Origin of the sequence: Klebsiella michiganensis, assembly GCA_000963575.1 — a bacterium.
GTDB lineage: Bacteria > Pseudomonadota > Gammaproteobacteria > Enterobacterales > Enterobacteriaceae > Cedecea > Cedecea michiganensis_A.
On sequence record CP011077.1, the window covers coordinates 4,229,628 to 4,247,739 of the forward strand.

General features: G+C 56.0%; 15 protein-coding genes. 10 read left to right on the top strand and 5 right to left on the bottom strand.

Annotation, left to right across the window (positions count from 1 at the left end; translation table 11 throughout):
* Positions 1-95: 95 nt before the first annotated feature.
* The gene (locus VW41_19500; protein ID AJZ91041.1) at positions 96-1,259 is read right to left on the bottom strand and encodes a chemoreceptor protein; all 1,164 of its coding nucleotides are present in this window, start codon (positions 1,257-1,259) and stop codon (positions 96-98) included.
* A 272-nt stretch (positions 1,260-1,531) separates the two neighbouring features.
* On the opposite strand from VW41_19500, the gene VW41_19505 reads away from it, so the two are divergent.
* The 4 genes from VW41_19505 to VW41_19520 are packed head-to-tail and all read left to right on the top strand — an operon-like array spanning position 1,532 to position 5,978.
* Positions 1,532-2,074 (top strand): HxlR family transcriptional regulator, encoded by a 543-nt coding sequence (locus VW41_19505; GenBank protein ID AJZ91042.1) that lies wholly within the window; start codon positions 1,532-1,534, stop codon positions 2,072-2,074.
* Complete coding sequence (locus VW41_19510) at positions 2,074-3,117, top strand: hemolysin D (protein AJZ91043.1); 1,044 nt, start codon at positions 2,074-2,076, stop codon at positions 3,115-3,117. The genes VW41_19505 and VW41_19510 overlap by 1 nt, the downstream gene beginning before the upstream one ends.
* Positions 3,114-4,676 carry a DSBA oxidoreductase gene (locus VW41_19515; protein ID AJZ91044.1) on the top strand — a complete coding sequence of 521 codons (1,563 nt, stop codon included), beginning with the start codon at positions 3,114-3,116 and terminating at the stop codon, positions 4,674-4,676. The genes VW41_19510 and VW41_19515 overlap by 4 nt, the downstream gene beginning before the upstream one ends.
* Positions 4,677-4,694: 18 nt before the next feature.
* Positions 4,695-5,978 carry a 3-oxoacyl-ACP synthase gene (locus VW41_19520; protein ID AJZ91045.1) on the top strand — a complete coding sequence of 428 codons (1,284 nt, stop codon included), beginning with the start codon at positions 4,695-4,697 and terminating at the stop codon, positions 5,976-5,978.
* A gap of 112 nt (positions 5,979-6,090) precedes the next feature.
* Here VW41_19520 and VW41_19525 read toward each other — a convergent pair whose 3' ends face one another.
* On the bottom strand, positions 6,091-6,984 hold the full coding sequence (locus VW41_19525) for a LysR family transcriptional regulator (protein ID AJZ91046.1): 894 nt from the start codon (positions 6,982-6,984) through the stop codon (positions 6,091-6,093).
* 130 nt (positions 6,985-7,114) lie between these two features.
* On the opposite strand from VW41_19525, the gene VW41_19530 reads away from it, so the two are divergent.
* Both VW41_19530 and VW41_19535 read left to right on the top strand, forming a co-directional pair.
* Positions 7,115-8,458: an MFS transporter gene (locus tag VW41_19530; GenBank protein ID AJZ91047.1), complete on the top strand. Its 1,344-nt coding sequence runs from the start codon at positions 7,115-7,117 to the stop codon at positions 8,456-8,458.
* A 120-nt stretch (positions 8,459-8,578) separates the two neighbouring features.
* Positions 8,579-9,847 (top strand): chloride channel protein, encoded by a 1,269-nt coding sequence (locus tag VW41_19535; protein ID AJZ91048.1) that lies wholly within the window; start codon positions 8,579-8,581, stop codon positions 9,845-9,847.
* A 5-nt stretch (positions 9,848-9,852) separates the two neighbouring features.
* On the opposite strand, the gene VW41_19540 is transcribed toward VW41_19535, so the two are convergent.
* Positions 9,853-10,794, bottom strand: a complete 942-nt coding sequence (locus VW41_19540; protein AJZ91049.1) for an AraC family transcriptional regulator — start codon at positions 10,792-10,794, stop codon at positions 9,853-9,855.
* A gap of 161 nt (positions 10,795-10,955) precedes the next feature.
* Here VW41_19540 and VW41_19545 point away from each other — a divergent pair, with 161 nt between their 5' ends.
* On the top strand, positions 10,956-11,792 hold the full coding sequence (locus tag VW41_19545) for a short-chain dehydrogenase (protein ID AJZ91050.1): 837 nt from the start codon (positions 10,956-10,958) through the stop codon (positions 11,790-11,792).
* A 65-nt stretch (positions 11,793-11,857) separates the two neighbouring features.
* On the opposite strand, the gene VW41_19550 is transcribed toward VW41_19545, so the two are convergent.
* Entirely contained in the window at positions 11,858-13,384 is a 1,527-nt protein-coding gene (locus tag VW41_19550) for an amino acid transporter (protein ID AJZ91051.1), read from the bottom strand.
* 531 nt (positions 13,385-13,915) lie between these two features.
* Between VW41_19550 and VW41_19555 the strand changes: the two genes are divergently transcribed.
* The 3 genes from VW41_19555 (at position 13,916) to VW41_19565 (ending at position 16,868) form a co-directional block, all read left to right on the top strand.
* Entirely contained in the window at positions 13,916-15,631 is a 1,716-nt protein-coding gene (locus tag VW41_19555) for an acyltransferase (protein AJZ91052.1), read from the top strand.
* Positions 15,632-15,746: 115 nt separating this feature from the next.
* Entirely contained in the window at positions 15,747-16,388 is a 642-nt protein-coding gene (locus VW41_19560) for a hypothetical protein (GenBank protein AJZ91053.1), read from the top strand.
* Positions 16,389-16,448: 60 nt separating this feature from the next.
* Positions 16,449-16,868 carry a GCN5 family acetyltransferase gene (locus tag VW41_19565; GenBank protein AJZ91054.1) on the top strand — a complete coding sequence of 140 codons (420 nt, stop codon included), beginning with the start codon at positions 16,449-16,451 and terminating at the stop codon, positions 16,866-16,868.
* Positions 16,869-17,073: 205 nt separating this feature from the next.
* Here VW41_19565 and VW41_19570 read toward each other — a convergent pair whose 3' ends face one another.
* Positions 17,074-17,946: a hypothetical protein gene (locus VW41_19570; protein ID AJZ91055.1), complete on the bottom strand. Its 873-nt coding sequence runs from the start codon at positions 17,944-17,946 to the stop codon at positions 17,074-17,076.
* Between the last annotated feature and the right edge of the window lie 166 nt (positions 17,947-18,112).

The window sequence follows — 18,112 nt, forward strand, 5'->3', positions numbered from 1 at the left end:
ATGTGATCCCGATCACAATGAAAAATAATTGAAAAATAAAAGCCCCGGCATATTTATGCGAAGGGGCATTTTATTTTTTAAGCCAAAGTTAAATGTTAAAAAGCCTGCCAGTGTTCCTCTTCTCTTTTTAACGCCCTGCGCGGAGTCAGCTGGGGCGATAAAATTACGCTCGCCTCATCACTGGCCCCCAGATGCAGGCTGCTGGTTCTTTTTTCCAGCTCGAAAACTTGTTTATTCAGCACTTCTGAAGACCCGGCCAGTTCTTCAACCACCGCCACATTACCCTGGGTGACTTTTTCCAGTTCGGAGAGCGCCGTTGTAATTTGCTGAATACCTTTTTCCTGTTCATTGGTCGAGATAAAAATATGCCCCATCAGCGCGTCGATATTTTCTGAGCCGGAAACTATATCTTTCATATTTTTTTCCGCCTCGGAGACCAGGCTTGCGCCCTGCAGCACATTTTGGTTGGTGATATCAATTAACGACTTAATGTTCTTGGCCGATTCTGAACTTTTATGCGCCAGGTTCCTGACTTCACCGGCCACTACCGCAAAGCCCTTACCGTGCTCACCGGCGCGGGCTGCTTCCACCGCGGCGTTCAGCGCCAGAATATTGGTCTGGAAGGCAATGCTGTCGATGATGGTAATGATCTCCGTCATCTTGTTGGCACAGTCGGTTATCGAGGTCATGTTGCTGGTCAGTTTCTGCATCAGGTCGCTGCCGTGGTTAGCCGAACGGTGTGCGCCGCTGGTAATGTTGCTCAGCTCGCGGGTGCTGTCGGCATTGTTTTTTGTCCCGGCAGAGATCTGTTCCATGCTGGACGCCGTCTGAATCAGCATTGCTGACTGCTGCTCGGTTTTCACCGACAGCGTGGCGCTTTGGTGTGCGAGGCTTTCAGAGAGTGATTTAGCCGACTGGGAGGATTTGCGAATATCCATTACCAGAGTAGTAATTTCGGCAGAAAGCGTATTTATGCCCGGAATTAGTCGACCAGCGCAATTATTACCAAACTCAGGGATATGCACCGATAAATTCCCTGAGTTTATTTCGTCAATGCTCCGCTTAACGTTATTAATGGGCCGTACAAGATATATCGTCATATACGTCCACAATGAAACAATTAAGGCAACCCAGGCAATATTAAGCATGGCTAAAACAAGCACGCTGGCTGATAAAGCAAATGCTAATAAATCTATAACTAAAAAGGATATTGCCAAAAAATAGACAATAACGCTTCGAACGCTTGCATTCTTAAGCATAGATAATCCTGTGCGAGACTTGGGCGGGTATATTATTTATTACCTGGATTTATGGAAAATCCATCTCATAAAATAAATTAGCGTTTAATATCGACATAAGCCAACTGAAAAGATTTTAAATCCGCACCTTTCGTTTAAGAGCAGCGCTTTTCTGAATATATCCGTGACGTTACGAGAAAGTCACGTTCACCAGCGCTACATTTAGTAACTTGCATTTTGATAGTCACCATGCCAATTTGTCGCCAGATGATAACCAGCCCCCGGACCGATCCATGAAAAATGAACCTCTGTGCAGTGCTCCCTGCCCCATTGCCCGTAGCCTTGGCCGTATTGGCGATAGCTGGAGCATCATGATCCTGCGGGATGCCCTGGCCGGTTTTACCCGCTTCGATGAGTTTCAGAAGAGCAGCAACGTGGCGCCCAATATTCTTTCACGCCGCCTGAAAGAGCTGGTTGATGACGGTTTGCTGGAGAAGGTTTGCTACAGCAGCGCGCCGCCGCGCTACGAATATCACCTCACCCAGCGCGGGCGCGATTTCCGCATGGTGCTGCTCGCACTGGCGGAATGGGGCAATCGCCATTTCGCGCCCGAGGGACGGCAGATGCAGTTGGTTGAGCGTGAAACCCAGCGTCCGGTAGAGCCGATCCTCACCGATAAAGAAACCGGCGAGCCGATTGTGCCCGGAAAATACGCCATGGTGCCGGGCCCCGCGGCCTCACCGATGATGAAGTATCGCCACGACTACCTGCAGCGCAAGCACGCCGGTGATGCCGGGCTTAAATTCCAGCCAGAACCGTACAGAGAACCCCAGTAATGAACACCGCCAATAAGAAAAAATTGATAACGCTTACCGTGCTCGGTGCTGCGGTACTCGCGGCCGCAGGATATGGCGCATGGTGGTGGCAAAGCGGACGTTTTATTCAGTCTACTGACGACGCCTACATCGGCGGGGATATCAGCGCTATTTCAACCAAAGTGTCCGGTTACATTCAGCAGATTGCGGTGCAGGACAACATGGCGGTGAAAAAAGGCGACCTGCTGATCCGCATTGATGACCGAGACTATCAGGCCGCACTGGCGAAAGCCCTCGGCGAGGTTGCCGCCCAGCAGGCTGCCCTGGCGGATATCGCCGCCACGCGCCAGCTACAACAGGCGACTATCGAAGGTTCTGCAGCCTCCCTGGCGGCAGCGGCGGCGGCAACGGACAAAACGGCCAACGACAACCGTCGCTATAACGCCCTGGAAGCCTCAAGCGCGATTTCAGCCCAGATACGTGACAACGCTTCGGCGGATTATCGCCGGGCGCGAGCGGAACAAAGCAAAGCCCTGGCCGATAAGGCCGTAGCCCAGCGACAGCTCGCGGTGCTTGATGCCCGTGAAAAGCAAACCCAGGCCGCGCTGGAACAGGCGCAGGCTAACCTGGCGATGGCGAAGCTGAATCTTAGCTATACCGAAATTCGCGCCCCGTTCGACGGCGTGATAGGCAACCGCCGCGCGTGGACAGGCTCCTTCGTGACCAGCGGCACGCAGCTGCTCTCGCTGGTGCCTTCCCAGGGGCTTTGGGTCGATGCCAATTTCAAGGAAAACCAGCTGGCGCATATGCGGGCCGGTTTACCGGTGACCGTGGTTGCAGACGTGCTGCCAAACCACACCTTTAAAGGACACGTCACCAGCGTCTCCCCGGCGACCGGCTCGCGATTCAGCATACTCCCAGCGGAAAATGCCACGGGTAACTTCACCAAAATAGTCCAGCGAGTCCCGGTACGGATCGCGCTGGAAGGTGACGGCGCAAAACTGGATGTGCTTCGTCCGGGGCTGTCGGTCATCGTAACTGTCGATCAAAAGAGCACGCGATGAGCACCGCCCAGGCCGCACCGATGCCGCAGGGCATCTCTATGCCAATGGCAAAAAAGATCTTCGCCTTTGCCAGCATGTGCGTAGGGATGTTCATTGCGCTGATTGATATTCAAATCGTCTCCGCGTCGCTGCGGGATATCGGCGGAGGCCTTTCAGCGGGGGATGATGAAACCGTCTGGGTGCAGACCAGCTACCTGATCGCTGAGATTATTATTATTCCGCTGTCCGGCTGGCTGGCTCGGGTGATGTCCACGCGCTGGCTGTTTGCCGCCTCGGCGGCAGGTTTCACCCTGATGAGCCTGCTCTGCGGCTGGGCGTGGAATATCCAGAGTATGATTGCCTTCCGCGCCCTGCAGGGGCTGGCTGGCGGCTCGATGATCCCGCTGGTGTTTACCACCGCTTTCGCCTTCTTCCAGGGAAAACAGCGCGTTATTGCCGCGGCAACCATCGGCGGCCTGGCTTCGCTGGCCCCGACGCTTGGCCCTACCGTCGGCGGCTGGATCACCGAGAACTTTAACTGGCACTGGCTGTTCTTTATTAACGTGATCCCGGGGATTTATATCGCCGTCGCGGTCCCGCTGCTGGTGAAGGTGGATAGCCCCGATTTCTCGCTGCTACGCGGCGCCGACTATTTCAGTATTTTGCTGCTGGCGGCCTCGCTCGGCTGCCTGGAATACACGCTGGAAGAAGGCCCGCGCTGGGGCTGGTTTGACGACAGCACCATCGCCACCACCGGCTGGATAGCGCTGCTGTGCGGCATCGCCTTTATCATTCGAACGCTGCGCCACGCCCAACCGGTGATGGATCTCCGGGCACTCAAGGACAGAACCTTTAGCCTCGGCTGTTATTTCTCGTTTATGGCCGGGGTGGGCATTTTTGCCACGATCTATTTAACACCGCTGTATCTCGGCACCGTGCGCGGCTTTAGCGCTCTGGAAATCGGCCTGGCGGTGTTTTCTACCGGCCTGTTCCAGGTGATGTCGATTCCGTTTTATTCCTGGCTGGCTAACCGCGTGGACCTGCGCTGGCTGCTGATGGCCGGGCTGGTCGGCTTTGCCATTTCCATGTACAGCTTCGTGCCAATTACGCACGACTGGGGGGCAGATCAACTGCTGTTCCCACAGGCGTTTCGTGGCCTTGCGCAGCAGTTTGCCGTCGCGCCAACGGTGACGTTAACGCTGGGCAGTCTGCCGCCAGCGCGGCTGAAGCTTGCCTCAGGCCTGTTCAATTTAATGCGCAACCTCGGCGGCGCTATCGGCATTGCGCTGTGCGGCACGGTGTTGAATGACAGAACTAACCTGCACTACAGCCGCCTGGCCGACCATCTCAATACCGCTAACCTCGCGATGACAGACTTTGTCCAGCGCAGCGCCGCCAGCTTAACCGCGCAGGGCTTGTCCCCGGATGCCGCCACCAGCGGGGCGCTTAAAAATTTGTCTTCTCTGGCGCTGCGTGAGGCAAGAACCCAGGCGTTTTCAGATGCTTTTTACCTGATCATGATAGGTTTTTTGATTGCTGCGATGCTGGTTCCGTTAATGAAAAAGCCGCAGCCACATTGATATTTCAGGAGAATAATGATGAGCGTTTCAGCTAAACGCATCGTGGTCACGGGCATGGGCATCATCAGCCCGCTGGGCTGCGGCGTGCAGCATGTCTGGCAGTCGCTGTTAGCGGGGAAATCTGGCATCTCGGCGCTGGATGAGAAAGTCGTAGAAGACATTCCCTGCAAAGTGGCCGGCCAGGTGCCGTCTATTGAGCAAGATCCCCAGCACGGCTTTGATCCACTGGCGACAATCCCCGCCAAAGAACGTAAAAAGATGGATCGTTTCATCGAGTTTGCGCTCGTTGCCGCCCATGAAGCGCTCGCGCAGGCGGGCTGGTCTCCAGCTTCTCAGGAAGAGAAGGATCGTACCGCGACGGTGATTGCCACCGGGATCGGCGGCTTCAGCGAAATCGCCAATGCTGTGCACACCACGGACGAGCGCGGGCCGCGTCGCCTGTCGCCGTTTACTATCCCCTCTTTCCTCGCCAACCTCGCCGCCGGGCATGTGTCCATCGCACACGGTTTTCGCGGGCCGATTGGCGCGCCGGTCACCGCCTGCGCCGCCGGAGCCCAGGCGATTGGCGATGCCGCCCGTCTGATCCGCAGCGGCGAGGCCGATATTGCCCTTTGCGGCGGCGCAGAAGCGGCTATTCACCGCGTTAGCCTGGCTGGATTTGCCGCCGCTCGCGCGCTGTCTACCGCATCCAACGACAATCCAGAAGCCGCCTCACGGCCGTTCGACCGTGACCGGGACGGCTTTGTGATGGGCGAAGGCGCCGGGCTTATCGTGATTGAATCCCTGGAGCACGCGCAGGCCCGGGGCGCCACGCCGCTGGCTGAGCTGGTTGGCTACGGCACCAGCGCGGATGCCTGGCATTTGACCGCCGGGCCGGAGGACGGCAACGGCGCAAGGCGAGCGATGGAAGCCGCTCTCCATCAGGCTGGCGTAACGGCCACGGATATTGACCATATTAACGCGCACGCAACCTCGACTCAGGTCGGGGATAAAGGCGAGCTCGCGGCGATTAAAGGGCTTTTCGGCACGCATCCCGTGGCGGTGACTTCGACGAAATCCGCCACCGGCCACCTGCTGGGCGCGGCGGGAGGCATTGAAGCTATTTTTACCATTCAGGCATTGCGTGACCAGATTGTGCCGCCGACGCTGAATCTGCATCACCCCGATGAAGAGGCGGCCGGGCTGGATCTGGTGGCGCTGACCGCCCGGCCACAGGCGCTGCGTTATGCGCTGTCGAACGGATTTGGTTTTGGCGGCGTGAATGCGAGCCTGCTGTTGAAGCGGTGGGGCTCCGGGGAATAACCCTCACCCCGGCCCTCTCCCTGGAAGGGAGAGGGAGAAACCCAAAAGTGGATTTCTGCTCGCTCCAGTCCCCTCGCCCCTTCGGGGAGAGAGTTAGGGAGAGGGGCAAGCATCACTCTCCTGCCTCAAACTCCCGCTGCAGCCACGCCCTAACCCGCAGCACATCCTCTCTTCGGGCCTTTTCAGGGCTGGTCACAAAATAATAGTTCGCCCCAGGCAACGCGCCCGGCAGCGCGATATGCAATAAGCCCTGCTGCAGCGCACGGCGAATCAGCAGTTCGCTCGCCAGCAAGATCCCCTGCCCGGCTATCGCCGCCTGAATCGCATGGGTTTCGTCGTCAAAATGAATACCGCTCTGAACGTCCAAATCCTCCGGTCCAAAAACCGATTTCCAGTGCTGCCAACTGGGTTCAGGGCTGGGTACATGCCGGTTATCTATATGAAAAAGCGTCATCCCCGGCAGATCATTCACGCTCCTGAGCTTTAGCTGCGGGCTTGCTACCAGCACAAACTTGTCGCTATGCAGAAGTGTGCTGTCGAGAGATCCGTCGGCCTGCATGCTATAACGCACCGCACAGTCCGCCATTTTGCCGTGGAGATCCGCCAGGGCGACGCCGCTGTGAAAGCGCAGTTCCAGCGCAGGGTGGCGCTGATGTAAAGACGGCAAACGCGGCACCAGCCAGTTAGTCAGGAAGTTAGACGTGGTGCTGAGCGTGAGCGTGCCAGGATGGGAGAGCGTTTCTATAGACTCAACGGCCTCGCGAAGCGTGGTGAAAATATTCCCGGAGGCGCGGAACAGAGTCTCCCCCGCCGGAGTCAGCGCCACGCTACGAGCGGAGCGGGTGAATAACCGCTGCTCCAGTGAATCCTCAAGCAGGCGAATTTGGTGGCTGATGGCGGTAGGCGTCACGCCAATTTCTTCCGCGGCCGCTTTAAAGCTGGCGTGGCGTGCCACGGCATCAAAGGCCCGAATGGCCGTGAGCGGCGGGAGTCGACGACTTTTCATGAATGAATTTAACTCATCCTTTGCTGAATAATATGATTTTGATTGCGCCATAAATAAAGGCGTAGCCTGTTATCCACGCCTATCAAATGATGAAAATGATTCATCAAAAAGAAAATAGCAGGAAACGCCGATGACACAAACTTATGCGATACCCGCCGCCGGGCGATATCGCGCTTTATTCGCGCCCGGTATTGCGCAGGCGCTGATCGCGCTGGACTACGCGATTGTCTACGTCGCGCTACCCACACTGGCCCAAGACCTGAATCTTTCACTCAGCGAGATGCAGTGGGTCGTTTCCCTTTATGGCCTGACGTTTGCCGCCCTCTTGCTGGCGGGCGGCACCCTCTGCGATCGCCTGGGCGCGCGCCGGATGTTCAGCCTTGGCATGGCGCTGTTTTTGCTCTCGTCAGTGGCTGGCGGGCTGGCGCATAGTGGCACACTGCTGCTCATCGCCCGCTGCGGGCAAGGGATGGCGGCGGCGCTACTTCAGCCCGCGGTTCTGGCGCTGATGGCGCAGCGATTTCACGGTGAGGCGCACAGGCAGGCATTGGCGATATGGAGCGCCATCGGCGCGCTGGGTCTGGTTGCGGGCGTGATGCTCGGCGGCGTCCTTGCCGCGCTGGACTGGCGGACCATTTTCTTTATTAATATTCCCCCGGGGCTGATTGCGCTATGGCTGATTCGCCGGGATTATCTCTCCCTCAGTCCGCAGGGCGAAACACAGCGGACGGGCATCGGGTCACTGGTCGGGTGCTTCGCCGCCGGGACGCTGGTCTGGGCGCTGATGCGCTATGGCGAAACCGGGCAGCCTGACTATGTTGCCAACCGCTTCGCCGTTGCCATGGGGATCTTGTTCCTTTTGCACGAACGCTTCGCCCCTCAACCTTTACTGGCCCGCTCGCTTCGCGCTCTACCGGGCCTGCAAACGGGCTGGCTCAGCAGCGCCTGCTATATGGCAAGCGTAGGTAGCCAGTTCTATGCCATGACCCTGCTCTGGCAGCAGACGCTGCAGCAGGATGCCGTTACAACCGGGCTGATGTTCACGCCGCTCGCGCTGTTAATCGTAGCGGGCAATACGTTATTTACCCGTCTGACAGCCCGCTACGCCAGCGCCCCGGTGTTGGCCACCGGGTTTGCCTGTTCGGCGCTGGGGCTAGGGCTGTTATCCGTCGGGTTAGCCTCGCCGCTGTCTGTGGCTTTTTTCGGCGGTATCGCCCTGAGCGGGATTGGCCACGGGCTCATCTTCCCGGCGATGTTCGCCGTGGGGCTGTCCTCCACCCCGCTTGATCAGCAGGGACGCGCCAGCGCCCTGATGGCCACCAGCCAGTATATGGCCGGGGCAATGATGCTGGCGGTGCTGTCCGTGGTGCTCGGGCAGGCTCCCGATATAGCACAGTGGGCAACGGCCTTCCGGCTTCTGGGCGCTGCGGCTGCAACAGGCATGCTGATTGCCGCCTGCCATAAAGCTGGCTGAATAAGGGGAACCTGCGCGGGGAAAGGTGAGAGGGGTTCGGGCCGGATGAATGCTACATTTATACTAACTGTTTAATTCTTCTCCCTTATCATCGAATTTTCCCGCGTTAAGGATCCCGAGATGACCCAGCAAACTGAACAGGCTGACGCTAAAAACTACCCTGTGCGCCTGATTGCGGTCGTACTTACCGGCATTCTTGCCGGCATCGCGGGGATGCTTCTCGCGCTGATTTTACACGCCATTCAACATCTGGCCTTTGGCTACAGCATTGACCAGTTGGTGGGGAGCGAGACGTTCCTTGAGGGCGTGACGGACGCTTCGCATTTACGCCGTGTAGCGGCAATTCTTGGCGGTGGGGCCGTCGCCGGGTTTGGCTGGTGGCTGCTCGCGCGCTACGGCAAGAAAAGAGTGTCTATCGCTGCAGCCGTGGCAAATCCTGCCGTGCCAATGCCGACTGGCACCACGACTGTTCATGCCTTACTGCAAATCATCACCGTCGCGCTGGGTTCACCGCTCGGGCGAGAAGTCGCCCCCCGGGAAATGGGCGCGCTGGCGGCGGGTATTCTCGCCCGAAAATTCAACCTGCAGCCGGATGAAACCCGCACGTTGATTGCCTGCGGGGCGGGTGCCGGACTGGCGGCGGTGTATAACGTTCCCCTCGCCGGGGCGCTGTTCACGCTGGAAGTCTTGCTGCTCTCGTTTAGCTGGGAAAAAGCCCTGGCGGCGGTCATCACTTCCGCAGTGGCGGCCTGGGTGGCGACCCTGGGCCTGGGCGATGAGTCACAGTATCACTTCGCTTCTTTTGCACTTCCCCACGCGTTTATCGGCTGGGCGCTTGTCGCCAGCCCGCTGCTCGGCTATGCCGCCTGGCTGTTCCGCAAGGCGACAACCCGCGTCAGAACCCAGGTAAAAACCAACTGGCAGATGCCGGTATTTTGCCTGCTGGCCTTTGCGCTGCTGGCCGCGCTTAGCCTGTGGTTCCCGCAGCTACCGGGCAACGGCAAAGGCCCGATGCAGCTTGCCATCAGCAACGGCCTGGGCTTTAACTTCGCTGCGATTTTGCTCGCGCTGAAAATGCTGGTGATCCTCGCCGTCCTGCGCGGCGGCGCTGAGGGTGGGCTGCTGACCCCGGGCTTAACGGTAGGCGCTCTGCTGAGCCTGCTGCTGGCGGTGGTCTGGCAGTTTGTCTTCCCGGGCGGAGACGTGGGCAGCTTTGCCCTGGTCGGTGGCGCGGCGTTTTTAGCCGCTTCGATGCAGATGCCGGTCACCGCCGTGGCGCTGGTGATGGAGTTCACCCATATGGATCACAGCTATTTTGCCCCCGCGCTGCTTTGCGCCGCCGGAGCTTACACAACCTGCCGGGTTCTGGATCAGAAGTACCGGTACTAAACTCTTCAGTGGGAAGAGATAAATGCCGACTCAGCGAGCGGGGCCGGCATTGAGAAATGCTGCCGCATACGCGCCACCTCGTTAAGCGGCGTGAGCCCAAAAAGGCGCTTAAATTCGCGGCTGAACTGCGAAACACTTTCGTAACCCACCCGGGCACTGGCCGCCGAAGCGGTCAGTTCATTTCGCAGCATCAACAATCTCGCCTGATGCAACCTTGTGGATTTGAGGTATTGCATGGGCGAAGTGTTGGTCACCGCTTTGAAGTGGCTGTGGAACGTGGGCACGCTCATGCCCGCTTCTTTTGCCAGAGCGTTAACGTCCAGATGGGCATCAAATTCGGCATGAAGCTTGCGCAGCGCTTTCGCCACTTTGCCAAACTGCCCCTGCATCGTCAGCGCGCTGCGTAACGTGTGCCCCTGCGCCCCCGTCAGTACCCGGTAATAAATCTCTCGCATCATAGCCGGCCCCAACAAATCGGCATCCAGCGGGGTCGACATCACCTGCAGAAAACGCAGAACGGAAGCGCTCATCGCGTCGTCCATCGGGCTGGACATCATGCTGCGTGGCTCGGCGGCCAGCCCGGTTCCTCGCCCATCAAGCGCCAGCATTACCTCTGCGGCCAGCGTGAAGTCTAACCTCATGTAGATAGCCAGCATGGGTTCTTCGGCGCTGGCCTCCGTTTCCATGGTGAACGGTACGGGCACGGAAACCATCAGGTAGTGCTGCGCATCATATAAATAGACATCCTCCCCTAAAAAACCCCGTTTACGCCCCTGTACCACAATCACAATGCCGGGCTCATAAAGAACGGGGGTTCGTATTAGCGGGCGGTTAGAGCGTAAGAAACGCACTTCGCTAAGCGCCGTGAGATTGTAGCCTTCATGCGGGGTTAAGCTGTCCAGAAGTTCAACCATTTGTTTACTGGCCGGCGGGCTGGCGTTTGTCATAGGGGGCCATCTGGCAAAGGAAGATGTTGCCAGAGTCTGGCAGTGAAACCGCCCCTCGTCCAGATGCCTCATAGGAATAGGCAAACATCCGAGAGGATCCAGGCTACGCATTCGGCCCTGCCGGCCCTACGCTTTACCTCTCACTTACGGAGGAAATAATAATGAGCCTGTCGAAGTTATTTTTAATTACCGGCGTCAGCAGCGGCTTTGGCCGTTCGCTGGCAGAAGAAGCCCTGAAAGACGGACACCGCGTGGTTGGAACCGTGCGCAATCAGCAAGCGAAGGAAGCCTTTGAGGCGCTGGCGCCCGGCAAGTGTTTTGCCCGCATTCTGGACGTCACCGACTTTGATGCCGCAGCCCCGCTGGCGGCGTCGGTGGCACAGGAGATAGGCGACATTGATGTGCTAATCAACAACGCAGGCTACGGGCACGAGGGGGTGATGGAGGAATCCCCGATAAGCGAGCTTATTCACCAGTTCAACGTCAACGTGTTTGGCGCCGTCGCGATGATAAAAGCCTTTTTGCCCGGGTTCCGCACTCGGCGCGCCGGCCATATTATTAATATCACTTCGATGGGCGGCTTTATCACCATGCCCGGCATCAGCTACTACTGCGGCAGTAAATTCGCCCTGCAGGGCATCTCCGAAACGCTGAGCAAAGAGCTCCAACCTTTTAATATCGCCGTCACCGCCGTGCAGCCCGGCTCCTTCAGAACCGACTGGGCCGGACGATCCATGGTGCGAACCCCGCGCAGCATCAGCGATTATGACCAGAGCTTCGGCCCGATTCGCGACACGCGTCAGAAGCGTAGCGGACAGCAGCCGGGTGATCCGGTCAAAGCCGCCAAAGCAATTTTGAAGCTTATCGGCAGCCCTAATCCACCGGCAGCCCTGCTCCTGGGCAGCGACGCGGTCACTTTCGTCAAAGAGAAGCTTGAGCGGATGGCGGCGGATATTAAGACGTGGGAAACGGTAAGTCGTTCGACTGATGTGCAGTAGCTGTCCACGAAACAAAAAAGCCCGGTAACCCATAAATGGCTACCGGGCCTGGCGCTTAAAAGCCGTTATTTCGCTTCGTTGGCGTCCGCGTTTCTCAGCATGTTTCTTACCGGAATAATCAGCGCGGCCAGCACAATGGCGCAGATAACCAGGGCGATAGAAACGTGGGAGAACAGCTCCGGCATCGAGCTAAGCTGATCTTTTTTGATGTGCCCGCCCATAATACCCGCCGCCAGGTTGCCCAGGGCGCTGGCGCAGAACCACAGCCCCATGACCTGGCCGCGCATTTTCTGCGGCGCCAGCAGCGTCATGGTGGCAAGGCCAATCGGGCTGAGGCACAGCTCGCCGAGGGTCAGCAGCAGAATACTCCCCACCAGCCAGAACGGGGAAACGCCGCTCTGCGTCGCCAGCACCTGATTTGCCGCCGCCATCATCACGGCAAAACCTGCCGCCGCAAACAGAATACCGATGACGAATTTCGTCATGCTGCTCGGGTTCAGGTTGCGCTTAGCCAGCGAAGGCCAGAACCAGCTAAACACCGGCGCCAGCAGGATAATAAACAGCGCGTTGATCGACTGGAACCAAATCGTCGGGATTTCAAAACTGCCCATCTGGCGGTCGGTGTAGTCACGGGCGAAGATGTTGAAGGAGGTCGGCTTCTGCTCAAAGGCAGACCAGAAGAATGCCGCCGCAATCAGCAGGATCAGGCAGGCCAGCAGGCGCGAACGTTCGCTACTGGTTAAACCCGCAAAGAAGAACATAAACAGGAAGTAGAGGCCCACGCAGGTAGAAATAATGTATGCGGAGCTTTTAGCAATCACCGTCGGGTTGAACGGAATCGTACCGTTGGAGATCAGCACCACCAGCCCGGCAAGCAGCACCATAGCAAGCGTCACCCATTTACCGACGTTTTTACGTTCGGTCGTCGGGCGATTCCAGGTAGAGTCCAGGCCGACTTCTTTGTCGTAGCGGCGCATTTGCGGAATGGCGTAGAAGCGGAAGATGAACAGCGCAATCAGCATCCCTAAGCCACCGAGGCCAAAGCCCATATGCCAGCCGTACTTCTCATGCAGCGGGCCAATGATCAGCGGGGCAATAAACGAGCCCATGTTGATGCCCATGTAAAACAGCGAGAAGCCCCCATCGCGGCGGGTATCTTCTTTTTTATACAGCGTGCCCACCATGACGGTAATACAGGTTTTGAACAACCCTGTACCCAGAACGATCAGCAGCAGGCCGACAAAGAAGAAGGTGTTGCCCACGAATGCCGACAGGGCAATCGAGAGGTGGCCGAGCGCAATAATCAGCGAGCCATACCAAACGGCGCGGCGCTGCCCGAGCCAGTTATCGGCCAGCCAGCCGCCGGGTAATGAGGTGATGTATACGCCGCCGGCGAAGATCCCGACAATGGCGGAGGCCTGTTCAATCGGCAGCCCCATCCCGCCCTGAAGCAGCGCGGCGCTCATAAACAGAATGAGCAGCGGGCGAACCCCGTAGAAAGAAAAACGTTCCCACATTTCGGTGAGGAAGAGCGAACTTAACGGGTACGGATGCCCGAAAAAGGTTTTTGTTTTCGTCGCAGAGTGACTCATCTGTGAACTCCCATAGGTTATCTCTTTTGATGCGGTGTTGATAAAACGCCGGTTCCGACGCTCAGTTGCTGATTTTTAATCATAGGCTGGTCGTTAGCCAGCGGCGGCTACTTTAGCGTAGTTCGTCGAAAAATCATCATGGCACAGATAAAGTTTATTGCTTAAGAATGGGTTTTTAGATTAAAAATCGATTTAACTCTCATTTTTCATGATAAAAGTCTCGTTAAATACGCTTATCACTTGACAACAAAATATCAAAAAACAAAAAATAAAAATCATTAAAAACAGTACATTAAATAAAAACCCAACTTTTTCACGAAACACCCACCATCAACCTACAATTCATCAGGGTTTACCCTGTTACCTAAGCCAAAAACCGCGTTATTTGCCCGTAGCGCTGTCTCACCCGGATAAAAAAACATCGCGGCGGACACGCACTTGCTTCCCCCATCCCTGAAACGTCACCTCACTGACACGCAGCGTTCATATTGATCTTCTACCGTCAGGCGCAGAACGGTAAGAGGAGCGAATATGTTTAGTCTCGATAACGTACTTGACGACCTGTGGCCCCAGGCAAACCCTGCGCCCTGGCAAAAAAACCTGTTAAGACGCCTGCTGCATGAGGAAGAATTTCAGGCCTTTGCCGAACATCACCCGCACCTTCGCGGGCTGGATATGATCGAACAAGTCCTTGACCACCTACACATCCGCTGCAACATCTCTCCCCGCGAATTAGAAAACATCCCCGAACACGGCCCCCTGGTGATTATGTCAAATCACCCTACCGGCACCCTTGACGGGCTGGCGCTGCTGTATGCCGTTTCCCGCGTTCGCCGCGATGTTAAAGTGGTGACCAACCGCCTGCTTAATCATCTCGAGCCGCTGAGTTCGCTGTTTATCCCGGTCGACAATATCAATGGGCGCACGCCTAAATCGTCCCTTGTGCAGATGGAACAGCAACTGCAAAACGGCGGGGTGCTGATCTTCTTCCCGGCGGGGGAAGTGTCCCGTTTATCTCGCCAGGGCATAGCCGACGGGCACTGGCACACCGGCTTTGTGAAGCTTGCCGCGAAGTATCGCGTGCCGCTGCTGCCCGCCTTTATCCACGCCCGGAACAGCGCGCTGTTTTATGCCAGCGCGCTGATTTCCCCTGCGCTACCGATGGTGTTGCTGATGCAGCAAATGTTCCGCCGGCGTAATTCCACTTTGCCAGTCACTCTGGGTCAGCGCATTCCCTGGGAGAGCTGGCATAGTCCGCAGCAGGTCCCGCGTGAGCTGGCCAAGAAGTGCCGGCAGCACGTTCAACTGTTGGGTAAAGGGCTTTCCGGCAAATTCACAACGGAAAGCGCCATCGCCCGGGCGGAAGACCGCGCCACGCTGCGCCGGGAGCTGGCAAAAGCCGAGTGTCTGGGCCGCACCGCGGACGACAAAATGATTTATCTTTGGCAGCGCAGCGACAGCAGAGAAGAGGCTCCCCTGCTGCGCGAACTGGGCCGGCTGAGGGAAATAGCATTTCGTGCCGTCGGTGAAGGGAGCGGTAAACGTCGGGATCTCGATCGTTATGATGATGATTACCTGCATTTGATCCTTTGGGATGAGCAGGATCTGGAGATCGTGGGCGCATACCGCTTTATGCCCACAGCCCGGCAGCTCGAAAGGTGCGGCGTGAACGGACTGTACAGCTACAGCCTGTTCCACTACGACGAAAAAATGGACGATGTGCTGCAACACGGCATCGAACTGGGGCGCAGCTTTATTCAGCCTCGCTACTGGGGCCGCCGTGGCCTGGACTATTTATGGTCGGGCATTGGGGCATACCTTGCCCGCTACCCGCAGTACCGCTATTTGTTCGGCCCGGTGTCTATTTCCGGAGGTCTGCCGCCGGATGCCCGCGACCTTCTCGTCGCGTTTTATCGGCTGTGGTTCCCGGCGAGTCATCCGCTTGCCTCGTCCCGCAGCCCCTACCCGGCAAGCCTCCCCGACGTGCTGGCGCAGTTCAAAGGGGAGGACTACGGCGAAGACCTCATACGCCTAAAATCCCTGCTCAGCAATATGGGTTGCGGCATCCCGACGCTGTATAAGCAATATTCGGAACTCTGCGAACCAGGCGGCGTGCAGTTTATTGATTTTGGTAGCGACCCTGCGTTCAACAACTGCGTCGACGGCCTGGTGCTGGTCGATTTAACGTTCCTGAAAAAGAGCCGCTATGAGCGCTATGTTGGGATGCATTTGTCTGACCAGGGGTAGCAATCAGTTAAGGCGGGAAAAACGGCCTCCCGCCTCACCCTGGTCTGGCAAAGCCCATTACCCACAGGTTTAGTGGTACAATCCTCGCTGTTTCCCTTCTTTCCACTGACAGACCATGACAACCACCGAACTTAAGCGCCCAACGCTTACGCTGCCAAACGATGCAAGCCAGTTGCTGCTGCATACCTGCTGCGCGCCCTGCTCTTCCGAGGTGATAGAAGCTTTGCTGGCCTCTGACATCGACTTTACGATTTTTTTCTACAACCCAAATATCCATCCGCAAAAGGAGTATCTCATCCGCAAGGAAGAGAATAAGCGCTTTGCTGAGCGACACGGCGTGCCTTTTGTTGATGCAGATTACGACGTCGATAACTGGTTTGCGCGAGTGAAAGGCATGGAGTGGGAACCCGAACGCGGCGCGCGCTGTACGGTCTGTTTTGATATGCGCCTGGAGCGCACCGCGCTGTATGCGGCTGAACACGGTTTCGGTGCGATTTGCAGTTCACTGGGGATTTCACGCTGGAAAAATTTTCAGCAGGTTTGCGAATGCGGCCAGAGAGCGGCGGCACGCCATCCGGGAATGTTTTACTGGACCCACAACTGGCGTAAACAGGGCGGGTCAGCGCGTACGGTGGAGATCGGCAAACGCGAGCAATTTTATCAGCAGGAGTATTGCGGCTGTGCCTACTCTTTGCGGGATGCTAACGCTTATCGAAAATCGCAGGGCAAAGCGTTAATCAAACCGGGTAAAACATGATTGTGCGGCGCTTAATTCAATGTTAGTGATAAACCATACTCCCTGATGTTGAGGTTAAAAATGGACTCGAAGTATGCACTCATTAACACTGTTCCATCTGCAGAAGATTTCTGTCGCTTACGTATAATTTCCGGTCTGACGCCCCGGCCTTTAGAAGCCGCCAGGCATGGACTCCCGAGAAGCTGTTACGGAGTTCATATTGAACATTCCGGGCGTGTGGTCGGTATGGGCAGAATTGTCGGCGATGGTGCTTTGAATTTTGAAATCGTTGATATTGCAGTCGATCCCGAATATCAGGGGCAAGGTCTTGGACGTGCAGTCATGGAGAATTTGATGGCATGGTTCGAGCAGCAGTCTCCCGACGGCGCATATATCACCCTCGTCGCAGATGTACCTGAGCTGTATGAAAAATTCGGTTTCAAAAGCGTGCGTCCGGAAAGCGAGGGCATGGCTCTGGTGTGGGGCAAACAGGCTCTGTGATTTATAAATCGAAAAGCTAATGGCGGGCTGGCTCAGCCGTCATATACGTCATCAGAGACAATGGGTATAACAGGGAAGAATTGGAGCGGGCGAAGGGAAATCACCCCCGCTCCAAAGTTCTCGTAATCCCATGGATTTATTAACAAAAACGTGATGCATTGTAGGAGGTTTTTGTAGGAGGAACTACAACGTTTTGCAAACCGCTTCACTCCAGAACGCTGATAAGTTTTAGCGCGTCATTTCTGACAGAATCTTGTATTCGCTCAGAGTCAGCGATCAACGCCAAAGCCTCAATACTTAAACCATCCCTGATCACTTTTCGCGCTTTACTGAGACGGCTCCGGCAACTTTTCTCTGTATAACCCTCACGTGAGTGCATTTGCTCAATGATATAAGCGCTTGGTAAATTTGAATCGGCAAAATGATGGTAGTAGTTTACGAAGCACTCCATCCCAATAGCCTTAAGGAGGCTGACCAGGGTAACACTACTCGTTATCTTCTCTGGTTGATTCAAAACCTCTTCCATAGGTTCGGGTGGAAGGGTTTGCATAGCCGCTTCATTGACTGAAGCCGAACTCCTGACAATCAAGTCTTCTTTGATGGAACTAACTCGGGGATCAGTAAGAATCGCGCCCTTGAGGTTAACGATATGTGCGTTAACGTGGTCACTATGCCGTGCATAATCTCGTATTACTTCATGTGGGATTTTGTAAGCATCAAGAATGTTGTAAGTCTCATCGAAAATAACCGCGATTAAATAATCAAAATCGGCTGCCTCATAGTTACGCAAGGCACTAAGCTGCCGGGAAGGATTATCCGGCGTAACTCTCCTAGCTTTGATCTGCACTTTCAGGCCATCAGCATCAATGGCATCAGCGCCCGCCGACGAATTACTGAGAAGAGTCATACCCAGTGCTTTAGAAACCAGCCATTCAGCATAGTCACCAACAGGATTATTCTTGGTGCGAATGACACCTCTAAAACGCAACTGCGTTAAAATTTCGGAATGAAGTGACAGTAACTCAAGATTATTCAGCGCATTTAGCCAATCATATGATATTAAATGATTATTGTTCAAAACACTCTCCACTACCGAAGTGAAATGCCACTGTAACGCCTACGTAACGCACCTGGATTTTGATGTTTTGTCGACTCTTATAGAAGAGTAAGACTGATTCATAGGTGTCTCACCTTTTGCCAAAGAAGACTGTTCATTAATACAGCATCCAGAATTCATAAACTTA

Bases quoted from the DNA above. Each gene is read 5' to 3' on its own strand.
- VW41_19545 (AJZ91050.1), top strand. From the start codon at position 10,956: ATGAGCCTGTCGAAGTTATTTTTAATTACCGGCGTCAGCAGCGGCTTT.
- VW41_19510 (AJZ91043.1), top strand. From the start codon at position 2,074: ATGAACACCGCCAATAAGAAAAAATTGATAACGCTTACCGTGCTCGGT.
- VW41_19530 (AJZ91047.1), top strand. From the start codon at position 7,115: ATGACACAAACTTATGCGATACCCGCCGCCGGGCGATATCGCGCTTTA.
- VW41_19500 (AJZ91041.1), bottom strand. From the start codon at position 1,259: ATGCTTAAGAATGCAAGCGTTCGAAGCGTTATTGTCTATTTTTTGGCA.
- VW41_19540 (AJZ91049.1), bottom strand. From the start codon at position 10,794: ATGACAAACGCCAGCCCGCCGGCCAGTAAACAAATGGTTGAACTTCTG.
- VW41_19565 (AJZ91054.1), top strand. From the start codon at position 16,449: ATGGACTCGAAGTATGCACTCATTAACACTGTTCCATCTGCAGAAGAT.
- VW41_19505 (AJZ91042.1), top strand. From the start codon at position 1,532: ATGAAAAATGAACCTCTGTGCAGTGCTCCCTGCCCCATTGCCCGTAGC.
- VW41_19550 (AJZ91051.1), bottom strand. From the start codon at position 13,384: ATGAGTCACTCTGCGACGAAAACAAAAACCTTTTTCGGGCATCCGTAC.
- VW41_19560 (AJZ91053.1), top strand. From the start codon at position 15,747: ATGACAACCACCGAACTTAAGCGCCCAACGCTTACGCTGCCAAACGAT.
- VW41_19520 (AJZ91045.1), top strand. From the start codon at position 4,695: ATGAGCGTTTCAGCTAAACGCATCGTGGTCACGGGCATGGGCATCATC.
- VW41_19515 (AJZ91044.1), top strand. From the start codon at position 3,114: ATGAGCACCGCCCAGGCCGCACCGATGCCGCAGGGCATCTCTATGCCA.
- VW41_19525 (AJZ91046.1), bottom strand. From the start codon at position 6,984: ATGAAAAGTCGTCGACTCCCGCCGCTCACGGCCATTCGGGCCTTTGAT.
- VW41_19535 (AJZ91048.1), top strand. From the start codon at position 8,579: ATGACCCAGCAAACTGAACAGGCTGACGCTAAAAACTACCCTGTGCGC.
- VW41_19555 (AJZ91052.1), top strand. From the start codon at position 13,916: ATGTTTAGTCTCGATAACGTACTTGACGACCTGTGGCCCCAGGCAAAC.